Source organism: Nocardioides sp. WG-D5, from assembly GCF_054031175.1.
This window is the reverse complement of record NZ_CM132928.1, coordinates 2,815,997-2,827,500: the sequence shown is the minus strand read 5'-3', so window position 1 is coordinate 2,827,500 and position 11,504 is coordinate 2,815,997. Positions and strand designations below refer to the sequence as shown.

Below are 11,504 nucleotides of genomic sequence, written 5' to 3'. Positions count from 1 at the left end.
GGCGCTGCTGGGTTCGTCCTGGCATGAGCGTTGGAGTTGATAGTTGGATAGTGGACGCGAGCATCTTGTTTAATAAGAATGCACACACCTTGTAGGCGCTTGGCTTTGTGTCAGGTGTTGGTGTGTGTTGGTCTTCGTAGCGCATGACAGGCTCGACAACGTGATGTTGTTGTGTTTGTTGTTTTTGTTGAGTGTTTGTGAGAGATAAGCTATGAAGGGCACATGGTGGATGCCTTGGCATCAAGAGCCGATGAAGGACGTTGGAGCCTGCGATAAGCCCTGGGGAGTTGGCAACCGAGCGTTGATCCGGGGGTGTCCGAATGGGGAAACCCAGCACGAGTCATGTCGTGTTACCTGCGCCTGAATCTATAGGGCGTTTGGAGGGAACGCGGGGAAGTGAAACATCTCAGTACCCGTAGGAAGAGAAAACAATAGTGATTCCGAGAGTAGTGGCGAGCGAAATCGGATGAGGCTAAACCAACTGCGTGTGATAGACGGCAGTCGTTGCGTAGTTGGGGTTGTGGGATATGTCTGTCATCGTCTGCCGGCGGTGAGCTCAGTAAGAAACCAAGCATGAAGGTGAACCAGTTGGGAAGCTGGGCCGTAGCGGGTGATAGCCCCGTAATCGTATGTGTTTGGCTGGGTTGATGTACTCCCAAGTAGGACGGCACTCGTGGAATGTCGTGTGAATCTGGCGGGACCACCCGCTAAGCCTAAATACTTCTTGATGACCGATAGCGGACCAGTACCGTGAGGGAAAGGTGAAAAGTACCCCTGGCGGGGAGTGAAATAGTACCTGAAACCGTGTGCCTACAATCCGTCAGAGCCCGGCCGGCTGTTTACAGCAGTGGGGGTGATGGCGTGCCTTTTGAAGAATGAGCCTGCGAGTTAGCGGTGTGTGGCAAGGTTAACCCGTGTGGGGTAGCCGTAGCGAAAGCGAGTCCTAATAGGGCGATTGAGTCGCGCGCTCTAGACCCGAAGCGAAGTGATCTAGCCATGGGCAGGTTGAAGCGCCGGTAAGACGGCGTGGAGGACCGAACCCACTTCAGTTGAAAATGGAGGGGATGACCTGTGGTTAGGGGTGAAAGGCCAATCAAACTTCGTGATAGCTGGTTCTCCCCGAAATGCATTTAGGTGCAGCGTTGTGTGTTTCTTGCCGGAGGTAGAGCACTGGATAGCCGATGGGCCCGACCAGGTTACTGACGTTAGCCAAACTCCGAATGCCGGTAAGTGAGAGCGCAGCAGTGAGACAGTGGGGGATAAGCTCCATTGTCGAGAGGGAAACAGCCCAGACCATCAGCTAAGGCCCCTAAGCGGTAACTAAGTGGAAAAGGATGTGGAGTCGCAGTGACAACCAGGAGGTTGGCTTGGAAGCAGCCACCCTTGAAAGAGTGCGTAATAGCTCACTGGTCAAGTGATTCCGCGCCGACAATGTAGCGGGGCTCAAGTTATCCGCCGAAGCTATGGCACTCCGGTTTTCCGGGGTGGGTAGGGGAGCGTCGTGTATCGGGTGAAGCAGCGGAGTGATCCAGCGGTGGACGGTACGCGAGTGAGAATGCAGGCATGAGTAGCGAATGATGTGTGAGAAACACATCCGCCGATTGATCAAGGGTTCCAGGGTCAAGCTAATCTGCCCTGGGTAAGTCGGGACCTAAGGCGAGGCCGACAGGCGTAGTCGATGGACAACGGGTTGATATTCCCGTACCGGCGAAATGACGCCCATGATGAGGCGCATGATGCTAACCATCTGAAGCGCACGTGACCGATCCCTTCGGGGTGAGGCGTGTGTGTGGAACATGGGACCCGAGTGTGTAGTAGTCAAGTGATGGGGTGACGCAGGAAGGTAGTCGAACCGGCGCGATGGTTGTCGCCGGCCAAGCATGTAGGACTGAGTCTAGGCAAATCCGGGCTCTGTATGTCTGAGATGTGATGGGGAGCCGTTTGGTGAAGTCGATGATCCTATGCTGTCGAGAAAAACCTCTAGCGAGTCATGAGCCGCCCGTACCCCAAACCGACTCAGGTGATCAGGTAGAGAATACCGAGGCGATCGAGCGAACCATGGTTAAGGAACTCGGCAAAATGCCCCCGTAACTTCGGGAGAAGGGGGGCCCGGATCGTGAACCCACTAGCTGGGGGAAGCGTGAAGGGCCGCAGAGACCAGGCCCAAGCGACTGTTTACTAAAAACACAGGTCCGTGCGAAGTTGTAAGACGATGTATACGGACTGACTCCTGCCCGGTGCTGGAAGGTTAAGAGGACGGGTTAGCACTTGTGCGAAGCTCAGAATTTAAGCCCCAGTAAACGGCGGTGGTAACTATAACCATCCTAAGGTAGCGAAATTCCTTGTCGGGTAAGTTCCGACCTGCACGAATGGAGTAACGACTTGGGCGCTGTCTCAACCGTGGACTCGGCGAAATTGCACTACGAGTAAAGATGCTCGTTACGCGCGGCAGGACGGAAAGACCCCGGGACCTTTACTATAGTTTGGTATTGGTGTTTGGTTCGGCTTGTGTAGGATAGGTGGGAGACTGTGAAGCGCATACGCCAGTGTGTGTGGAGTCGTCGTTGAAATACCACTCTGGTCGTACTAGATGTCTAACTTCGGACCATGATCTGGTTCAGGGACAGTGCCTGATGGGTAGTTTAACTGGGGCGGTTGCCTCCTAAAATGTAACGGAGGCGCTCAAAGGTTCCCTCAGCCTGGTTGGCAATCAGGTGGCGAGTGTAAGTGCACAAGGGAGCTTGACTGTGAGACAGACATGTCGAGCAGGGACGAAAGTCGGAACTAGTGATCTGGCCACGGCATGTGGAAGCGTGGTCACTCAACGGATAAAAGGTACCCCGGGGATAACAGGCTGATCTTCCCCAAGAGTCCATATCGACGGGATGGTTTGGCACCTCGATGTCGGCTCGTCGCATCCTGGGGCTGGAGTAGGTCCCAAGGGTTGGGCTGTTCGCCCATTAAAGCGGCACGCGAGCTGGGTTTAGAACGTCGTGAGACAGTTCGGTCCCTATCCGCCGCGCGCGTAGGAAACTTGAGAAAGGCTGTCCCTAGTACGAGAGGACCGGGATGGACGAACCTCTGGTGTGCCAGTTGTACCGCCAGGTGCATGGCTGGTTGGCTACGTTCGGAAGTGATAACCGCTGAACGCATCTAAGCGGGAAGCACGTTTCAAGATGAGGTTTCCCACCCTTTATGGGTTAAGGCCCCCTACAGACTATGGGGTTGATAGGCCGGAGGTGTACAGCAGTGATGCCCAGCCGACCGGTACTAATAGGCCGAGGGCTTATCTTTCATAAACCCTCAACAAAAACAACAAACGAAGACCGTCAAGTCTCGCGTCCACAACCAACTGTTGTAACACAGGTTTGGTCACCTCCCTTGAAGCACGGGGAGTAGTGATCTCAAGAGTTACGGCGGCCATAGCGAAGGGGAAATACCCGGTCCCATCCCGAACCCGGAAGTCAAGCCCTTCAGCGCCGATGGTACTGCAACCGAGAGGCTGTGGGAGAGTAGGACGCCGCCGGACATAACTTTGCGCAGGGCCACCTCTTCGGAGGTGGCCCTGCTGCCATTTGTGCCCATTTCCGATGCCTGCATCGAGCTTGTCGAGATGCTAATGGTGGTCTCTTCGCGCCACGCCAGGTTGACGTGGCCTGCGTCACGGGGTCCAATGTCATAGTTGCAGTCCGTACGTTTCAACATCTCGAACTAGGAGTTCCCATGGTCAAGAAGCTGCTCATCGCTGCCGTTGTTGCCGCGGGTCTCGGTGTGGCCATCAAGCTGGTCACCAGCCGCTGACCCAGAGCTTCCGCAGTTGCCCGGTGCCCTCGAGGCGCCGGGCAACTGTCATTTGGTGCCCTGCGATGCGTCCTCGTCCGGCGTGCTCGGAGCAGAGGCGGCCTGCTCTTCCCTCGGGAGGTCGACCTCGGCGAGAGAACGGCGGGCACCGGGGATCGCGAGGATCCCGGCCACCACCAGGAACAGGAGGAGGCCGGCGAGCACGAGCAGGGACTCGACCGAGAACTGGTCCGCAAGCGGACCGAAGACGACCATGGACAGCGGCATGGCGACCGACATGACGATCCCGAGGATGCCGAAGACACGTCCCTGCATCTCCGGCGCCACCCGCTCCTGCAGGATCGTGATCGCCGGCGTGCTGAGGGCGGAGAAGAACACTCCGATGAGCAGCCCGAAGACGAAGAACACCCACATGTTGGTGGAGACGCCGAGTCCGACGACCAGCAGCCCGATGAGGATGACGGATCCAACCATCAGGCGCATGCGGTGGACGATCTTGGGTCCGAGCGCGGCCATCGCGGCGCCGCCGGCGAGCATGCCGAAACCCCAGAACAGCTCGTTGGCGGTGAGCTTCCAGACCTCGTCGCCGAAGGTACGGGTGACCATCAGCGGGGTGAGATAGGACGGTGCACCGACCATCAGCATGACCAGCGTGAAGAGGATGAGGATCCAACGTACGTGCGCGTGGGTGGAGACGTACTTCAGACCGGCGCGCAGGTCGCCGAAGTAGGAGACCTTGCCCTGGTCGGGGCGTACGAGACGGGCGACCGGGACGAGGGCGAGCAGCCCGACGCCGATCAGGGCCGTGATCGCGTCGATGAAGAAGACGGCGACGATGTCCATGTTGGCGTAGATGACCGCTGCGAGTGCCGGAGCCAGGAGCGTCATCGCCGACTGGATGGTCTGGAAGGCTCCGTTGATCCGGAGGAGCTGGGACTCCGGTGCGATCTGCGGGATCATCGCGGTGACCGCGGGCATCTGGATGCCGGCGAAGACCGAGCGGATGGCGAGGGCGAGATAGATGATCCAGAGGTCGTCGATCCCGCTCGCCATCAATCCGGCCAGGATCAGGGTCGCGACCGCGATCGTGGTGTCGGAGCCCATGATGAGGAACTTGCGGTGATGTCGGTCCGCCCAGACGCCGCCGAAGATCGACATGAACGCCTGCGGGAGCATCCCGAACACAAGGCTGAGCATCAGCACGGACCCGGAGCGGGTCTCGATGGTGAGGTGCCACATCACCGCGTACATCACCAGCATCGACCCGAGCAGGGAGACCGTCTGGCCGGCGAGGAAGATCGCTACGTTGCGCCTCCAGCCGGAAAGCTCGTCGGCGGGCATGCCGCCCAGCCTTTACCCGGACCCAGGAGGCGTCAACCGACTTTGGTCTCGCCGCCTTTGCAGTGCTAGGTAAGGTAAGCCTAACTTCACGATGAGGAGTAGGCATGGGATTCGACGAAGGCCGGAAGCTGAAGGGTCTGTACGCCGCCGAGGTGCTGCACAACAAGCAGGTCACCCCGCACATGGTGCGGCTCACCCTGGTCGGCGACGACCTGCGGCGCTTCCCGCAGCGTGGCTTCGACCAGTGGTTCCGGCTGTTCCTGCCGCGGCCGGGTGGTGAGGCCACCAACTTCGACGTGGTGCCCGAGAAGCTCGGGACGATCGACTACCTCAAGTACATCAGGCACGGTGACCGGCCGCCGCTACGCAACTACACCGTGCGCGAGCACCGGCCCGAGCTCGGTGAGATGGACGTCGACTTCGTCGTCCATGGCGACATCGGGATCGCCGGCCCGTGGGCGCGTACGGCACAGCCCGGCGAGCAGGTCGTGCTCATGGACCAGGGCACGGGCTTCGACTTCGCCTCGGACGCCTCCTTCCACCTGCTCGTCGGTGACGAGTCGGCTCTCCCTGCGATCCTGGGCATTCTCCGGGACATGCCTCGCGACGCTCGAGGGCTGGCGGTCATCGAGATCCCGGACATGGCCGACGTCCAGGACGTCTCCGGGCCGGACGGGGTCGAGGTGCGGTGGCTGCCGCGCGGCGATTCCGCCGATCGCCCCGGCGCGCTGGCGATCGCCGAGGTGAAGGCGTTCACACCCGAGGAGCCGGCCACCCTCTCCGCCTATCTCGTCGGCGAGCGGACGATCCCCGCCGAGGGACGCCGTCACCTGGTGTCGCTCGGCGTCCCGAAGTCGCGGATCACGTTCGTCGGCTACTGGCGGATCGGCAAGGCCCAGGCGTAACCGTCCAGGAGCCGAGGACGCTCATCGCGACCAAGAACAGCGCCGAGTCGGCTCGTCATGACGAGCCGACTCGGCGGGCTTTCGGTCAGTTCGAGCCGCTCGGCGTCAGCCGAGGAGGTCGGTGATGGAGGTGCGTACCTGGTCGAAGGCGAGCCAGGCGAAGAGGAGGGCGCAGATGATGAGGCCGATGTTGGAGACCCACTTGTTGCGCCACTCCGCCGGGGTGTGGCCGGTGTTGAGCAGCCAGAGCAGGGTGATCGCCAGGAACGGCATGAAGAACGCGCCCAGGACTCCGTAGATGAGGATCAGCCAGGCGGGCTCGTCGGCCAGCAGGAGCCAGATCATCGGCGGGAAGGTGAGCCAGAGGATGTAGGCGCGGTACCAGAGGCCGCCGCTCTTGGCCTCGGCCTCGTCCGCCTTGCCGCGGATGGTGCCCATGAAGTCGGCGAACATCAGGCTGACGCCGTTCCAGACGCCGACGAGGGACGACATCGCCGCGGCCCAGAAGCCGATCAGGAAGAGCTTGCCGAACCAGGTGCCGTAGCGGTCGGCGAGGACCTTGGACAGGTCGAGCATGCCCTGGTCGCCGGTGCCGATCGCGATCTGGGCCGAGTAGAGCAGCTCGGCGCCCACGATGAGGGTGGCGACCACGAAGATGCCGGTGACGACGTACGCGGTGGTGTTGTCGATCCGCATGACGCGCATGAACTTCGGGGTGTGCCAGCCCTTCTCACGCAGCCAGTAGCCGTAGGCGGCGAGGGTGATCGTGCCGCCGACGCCGCCGGCGACAGAGAGGATGTTGACCAGGGAGCCCTCGGGGATGGTCGGGACGAGGCCGGTGAGGAGCTCGGGAAGGTTGGGCAGGGTGACCAGGGCGGCGCCGACCATGGTCACGAACATGATCCCCACCAGGCCGGCGAGGAACTTCTCGAAGAGGCCGTAGCGGCCGGTCCACACGATCGCGATGCCGATCAGGCCGGAGAGGATGCCCCAGAACTTCACCGAGGCGAACGAGAACAGTGCGGCCAGCGAGAGGCCGGTGCCGGCCATCGCGGCGGCGCCGTAGATGAAGCCCCAGATGACGATGTAGGGGCCGAAGTAGATCGTCGTCCAGATGCCCAGACGCCGCCAGCCCTGGAAGATCGTCTCGCCGGTGGCCAGGCTGTAGCGCCCCGCGCCCTCGACGAGCACGACTTTCAGCACGCAGCCGACGACGACGGCCCAGAGCAGGGCGTAGCCGTACTTGCTGCCGGCGATCAGGGTGGCGACCAGGTCAGCGGCGCCGACACCGGTCGCGGCCACGACGAGGCCAGGACCCAGGATCCGCCAGCGTGGGGTTTCAGACGTCTCTGTCCTCGCTGCTTGTGACATGAGCGACAGGTATACCCCGTTTTAGGGAAGATCAGCGACTTTTTGCCGGAGGACGGCACGCTCGCGCTCGTTGGTGCACATCGCTGCCGCCCGCTCCAGCTCCTCGCGGGCCTCGACGGTTCGGCCGAGCCGGCGCAGCAGCTCGCCGCGTACGGTCGGGAGGAGATGGGTGTGGTCGAGTCGCTTGTCCTCGGCGATCCGGTCGACGATCTGCAGCGCTCGCATCGGCCCATGGGCCATCGCCACCGCCACAGCGCGGTTGAGGTCGACGATCGGGTTGGGCGCGATGCGGCCCAGTGCCTCGTAGAGGACGATGATCCGCTCCCAGTCGGTGGTCTCCACCGAGTCGGCGGCGGCGTGGGTGGCCGCGATCGCGGCCTGAAGGCCATAGGGGCCGAGGCCTCGTGGGGTCGCCTGATCCAGAGCGGCCCGGCCGCGGCGGATGGCGCCCTGGTCCCAGCGGGTGCGGTCCTGCTCCTCGAGGAGGACCGGGTGACCGGCGGCATCGGTGCGCGCCGGGAAGCGGGAGGCGGTCAGCTCCATGAGCGCGAGCAGCCCGTACGCCTCCGGCTCGTCGGGCAGCACGCCGATCAGCACGCGGGTCAGCCTGCGTGCCTCACGGGCGAGGTCGGTGCGGATCAGATCCTCGCCGGAGGTGGCGGTGGAGCCCTCGGTGAAGATCAGGTAGAGGACGTTGAGCACCCCGGCGAGCCGCTCCCGACGCTCGTCGGGCGACGGGACCTCGAAGGGCACCTTCGCGGCCGCGATCGTCTTCTTGGCGCGGGTGATCCGGGCCTGGATCGTCGGCACCGGCACCAGGAAGGCCCGGGCGATCTCCTCGCTGCTGAGACCGCCGACGACCCGGAGGGTGAGGGCCACCCGGGCCTCCTTGGACAGCACCGGGTGGCAGGAGACGAACATCAGCGCGAGGACGTCGTCGTCGATCCGCTCGACGTCCAGGTCGTCGGCGTACGCCTCGTCCTGGTCGTGGGCGATGGCCTCGTACTTCTCCCGCTGGACGCCGGCGCGGCGGATCGTGTCGATCGCCCGCCGCTTGGCGGTGGTCATCAGCCAGCCGACCGGGTTGGCGGGCTGGCCGTCGCGCGGCCAGGAGGCCAGCGCCTCGGCGAGCGCCTCCTGCGCCGCGTCCTCGGCGAGGGCGAAGTCGCCGGTGTAGCGCGCGAGCGCGCCGACGATGCGGGCGGACTCGATTCGCCAGATCGCCTCGACGGCGCGCGTCGCGTCACTCATCGGTGTCTCCTGCGTGCTTGTCGGTCCGTGCTCGATCAGAGCTGCCCGTTCTTGGTGCGCCATTCGAGCTCCTGCTGGATCCACGGGTTGTCCTGCGGAAACTCGTCGATCGTCGGCACCCGGCGGATCTCGACGGCCGAGCCGGGGAAGTAGCCGATGCGCTTGGCCCACTCGATGGCCTCCTCCTTCGAGGCGACGGAGATCAGGTAGAAGCCTCCGAAGAGCTCCTTGGTCTCGCCGTAGGGGCCGTCGGTGACCACCGGCTGGTCCGCGTCGGCGTAGGTGACGACGGTGTGCTCCTCGGGGTCCAGGCCTTCCATGGCGAGCAGCACGCCGGCCTTGATGAGCTCGTCGTTGATCCGGCCCATCTTCTCGAGCATCTCCTCGAAGGGGATCTCGGACATCGCGGCGTTCATCTTGTCCTCGTCGACGGTGCGCCAGATCAGCATGTACTTCGGCATCTCGGTATCTCCTGTGTCGGTCGGACCGTCTTGCCGGCCCGTTCACCCCTTGGTCGAACGAGGTCTACGCGGGATCGACAGCCTTGCCAAGAATATTTCTGAAGAGATTTCGGAGGCGGGTACGTTGGAGACGTGAAGATCTCGCTGTGGCCCAACCTCGTCTTCCCCACCGCTGACATCCTCGCCGAGGCGCAGGCGGCCGACCAGGCCGGTTGGTACGGCGTCTGGGTCGCCGACCACTACATGCCCAACACCGGCACCGAAGAGGTCGACGACGGGCCGATGCACGAGGTCTGGGGGATCCTGCCGGCGCTGGCCGCGACCACCCAGAACGTACGCATCGGGCCCCTCGTCTCGCCGACGACGATCCACCACCCGGCGCTCCTCGCGAACCGCTCCGCGACCATCGACCACATCGCCGGCGGCCGCTTCGTGCTCGGCATGGGTGCCGGGTGGCAGATCAACGAGCACAAGGCCTACGGCATCGACCTGCCGGGCGCGAAGGTGCTCGTCGACCGGTTCGAGGAGGCGATCGAGATCACCCGGTCGCTGCTCGACAAGCCGCGTACGACGTTCGAGGGGACCCACTTCCAGCTCACCGACGCGCCGTGCGAGCCGAAGCCGGTGGCCTCGCCACTGCCGATCCTGGTGGGCGCCAAGGGCCCGAGGATGCTGCGGGTCGTCGCCCGTCACGCCGACGAGTGGAACACCTGGGGCACGCCCGAGAGCGCCGGTGCGGTGCGGGCCAAGCTCCTGGAAGCCTGCGAGCAGGTGGGCCGCGACCCGTCCACGATCAGGACGACCGCGAACCTCATGCTCGATCTCGACGGCGCGAACCCGGGCTTCGCCAGGACCCAGACCGGCTCGGCCGGTGAGCTGCAGGACTTCGTCGGGCAGTACGTCGAGGCCGGCTTCGACGAGTTCATCCTGCCGACGTGGAACCTCGGGAAGACCGGTGACGAGCGGATCGAGCGCGCCGCCCAGCTCAAGGCCGAGGTGCTCGACCCGGCTCTCTAGGCCGGGCCAGGATGGCGCTGTTGATCACGTCGGTCCCGGGGGCGTCGACCTCGGGATTGGCCTCGGCGACCACGGTCAGACCGGCGAGCGCCGCGGGGCCGACCCGCGGATAGAGCAGCGTACGCAGTCCCCGGGCGCTCCGCGCCAGGACGAGGCCGCCCGGGGCGAGGTGGGTGACCGCCTTGCCGAGCACGTCGGCCTTCGCGGCGTCGTCGGATCCGACCAGCCCGGCGAGAAGCACGACGTCGACGGGTCGCGGTGGGGTGGCGGCCGCGGCCTCGGCGTGCTCGAACGTCACCCCGGCGGCGCCCAGGCGCCCGAAGGCGGCGGAGGAGAGCCGGATGGCCTCCGGGTCGTGGTCGACGCAGTGCACCGCGATGCCGTGCTCGGCCAGGCAGAGCGCGGTCAGGGGCAGTGGCCCCGAGCCGAGGAGCAGGACGTGCCGCGGGTCGGTGCCCTGGCGGCATACGGCCTGCAGCTCCATCTCCACGAGGAGCCGGTAGTTCTCGCGGTAGGGGAAGCGGGAGAAGGCCTCCGCGGGGTCGGCCGCGCGCGAAATCCGGTGGGCCCAGACCCGCTCGAGCGCGTGCTCGCCGGCGGAGGCCACCGACCGGAAGGCGGAGGGGGGACACGACGGCGGCAGCGCCGCCAGCACGGAGTCGGCGGCCGACTCGGGCACGCTCAGCACCGCGGTCACCAGCCGGTTGAAGAGGGCGTTGACGACGATGCCGGGCGCCAGCGACTGCTGGGCGAGCAGGTCGTCGAGGGTGGAGACCAGGCGTTCGTCGACTGCTTCGAACGCTCCCGGATTCACAAGCGGTCACCATTCCACATCGGCGACGGCCGCTGCACAGGGTTCCGCCGAGGAGACCCACTCCGCGGCACGGAAGTTTCTGGGACGATGTAGAACCACGCCGGCCGGCTACGACGTATCCCCCGTAAGCACGCCTTCGGAAGGCGCCTACGAAAGGGAAGAGCAATGAAGTACGTCATCCTCATCCACTCCAACCCGCAGCCCTGGGGCCACCCGACGGGGGATTTCATCCCCGAGCTCCAGTCCTTGCCGCAGGAGGCGAGGGAGAAGCTCAACGCGGCCTTCGAGGGGATCATGGAGGAGCTCGCGGCCAACGGGGAGCTCCTCGGCGGGCAGCCGCTCGCGGACCCGGCATCGGCCAGGCTCTACCGCTGGGACGCCGGCGAGCCGGTCGTCACCGACGGCCCCTACTCCGAGGCCAAGGAGCATCTGGCCGGCTTTTTCCTGATCGACGTCGAGTCCCAGGAGAGAGCCGAAGAGGTCGTACGCAGCTTCAGTGGCCCCGGTGAGACGGTCGAGCTACGGCCGGTGGCAACCTACTGA

General features: G+C 64.2%; 8 protein-coding genes and 2 rRNA genes. 5 read left to right on the top strand and 5 right to left on the bottom strand.

Going from position 1 to position 11,504, the window contains the following annotated elements; all coding sequences use genetic code 11:
• Window positions 1-202: 202 nt before the first annotated feature.
• Window positions 203-3,294, top strand: a 23S ribosomal RNA gene (locus ACWZJV_RS13720).
• Window positions 3,295-3,412: 118 nt separating this feature from the next.
• Window positions 3,413-3,529: ribosomal RNA gene (gene rrf / locus ACWZJV_RS13715) — 5S ribosomal RNA — on the top strand.
• A gap of 320 nt (window positions 3,530-3,849) precedes the next feature.
• Here rrf and ACWZJV_RS13710 read toward each other — a convergent pair.
• A complete protein-coding gene (locus tag ACWZJV_RS13710; RefSeq protein WP_457181834.1) occupies window positions 3,850-5,142 on the bottom strand; it encodes an MFS transporter in 1,293 nt (430 codons plus the stop codon).
• A 104-nt stretch (window positions 5,143-5,246) separates the two neighbouring features.
• Between ACWZJV_RS13710 and ACWZJV_RS13705 the strand changes: the two genes are divergently transcribed.
• Window positions 5,247-6,047 carry a siderophore-interacting protein gene (locus ACWZJV_RS13705; RefSeq protein ID WP_457181833.1) on the top strand — a complete coding sequence of 267 codons (801 nt, stop codon included), beginning with the start codon at window positions 5,247-5,249 and terminating at the stop codon, window positions 6,045-6,047.
• Window positions 6,048-6,152: 105 nt separating this feature from the next.
• Here ACWZJV_RS13705 and ACWZJV_RS13700 read toward each other — a convergent pair whose 3' ends face one another.
• Genes ACWZJV_RS13700 through ACWZJV_RS13690 form a run of 3 tightly spaced genes read right to left on the bottom strand, consistent with a single transcriptional unit; the run spans window position 6,153 to window position 9,130 of the window.
• The gene (locus tag ACWZJV_RS13700; protein WP_008355292.1) at window positions 6,153-7,418 is read right to left on the bottom strand and encodes an Nramp family divalent metal transporter; all 1,266 of its coding nucleotides are present in this window, start codon (window positions 7,416-7,418) and stop codon (window positions 6,153-6,155) included.
• 21 nt (window positions 7,419-7,439) lie between these two features.
• Complete coding sequence (locus tag ACWZJV_RS13695) at window positions 7,440-8,669, bottom strand: RNA polymerase sigma factor (protein ID WP_457181832.1); 1,230 nt, start codon at window positions 8,667-8,669, stop codon at window positions 7,440-7,442.
• Between the two features lie 35 nt (window positions 8,670-8,704).
• The gene (locus ACWZJV_RS13690) at window positions 8,705-9,130 is read right to left on the bottom strand and encodes a YciI family protein (RefSeq protein ID WP_008355288.1); all 426 of its coding nucleotides are present in this window, start codon (window positions 9,128-9,130) and stop codon (window positions 8,705-8,707) included.
• A gap of 132 nt (window positions 9,131-9,262) precedes the next feature.
• Between ACWZJV_RS13690 and ACWZJV_RS13685 the strand changes: the two genes are divergently transcribed.
• Window positions 9,263-10,147 carry an LLM class flavin-dependent oxidoreductase gene (locus ACWZJV_RS13685; protein ID WP_457181831.1) on the top strand — a complete coding sequence of 295 codons (885 nt, stop codon included), beginning with the start codon at window positions 9,263-9,265 and terminating at the stop codon, window positions 10,145-10,147.
• On the opposite strand, the gene ACWZJV_RS13680 is transcribed toward ACWZJV_RS13685, so the two are convergent.
• Complete coding sequence (locus ACWZJV_RS13680; RefSeq protein WP_457181830.1) at window positions 10,116-10,961, bottom strand: nicotianamine synthase family protein; 846 nt, start codon at window positions 10,959-10,961, stop codon at window positions 10,116-10,118. The genes ACWZJV_RS13685 and ACWZJV_RS13680 overlap by 32 nt on opposite strands.
• A gap of 165 nt (window positions 10,962-11,126) precedes the next feature.
• Between ACWZJV_RS13680 and ACWZJV_RS13675 the strand changes: the two genes are divergently transcribed.
• Window positions 11,127-11,504 carry a YciI family protein gene (locus tag ACWZJV_RS13675; protein WP_008355282.1) on the top strand — a complete coding sequence of 126 codons (378 nt, stop codon included), beginning with the start codon at window positions 11,127-11,129 and terminating at the stop codon, window positions 11,502-11,504.

Bases quoted from the DNA above. Each gene is read 5' to 3' on its own strand.
- ACWZJV_RS13710 (WP_457181834.1), bottom strand. From the start codon at position 5,142: ATGCCCGCCGACGAGCTTTCCGGCTGGAGGCGCAACGTAGCGATCTTC.
- ACWZJV_RS13705 (WP_457181833.1), top strand. From the start codon at position 5,247: ATGGGATTCGACGAAGGCCGGAAGCTGAAGGGTCTGTACGCCGCCGAG.
- ACWZJV_RS13700 (WP_008355292.1), bottom strand. From the start codon at position 7,418: ATGTCACAAGCAGCGAGGACAGAGACGTCTGAAACCCCACGCTGGCGG.
- ACWZJV_RS13695 (WP_457181832.1), bottom strand. From the start codon at position 8,669: ATGAGTGACGCGACGCGCGCCGTCGAGGCGATCTGGCGAATCGAGTCC.
- ACWZJV_RS13690 (WP_008355288.1), bottom strand. From the start codon at position 9,130: ATGCCGAAGTACATGCTGATCTGGCGCACCGTCGACGAGGACAAGATG.
- ACWZJV_RS13675 (WP_008355282.1), top strand. From the start codon at position 11,127: ATGAAGTACGTCATCCTCATCCACTCCAACCCGCAGCCCTGGGGCCAC.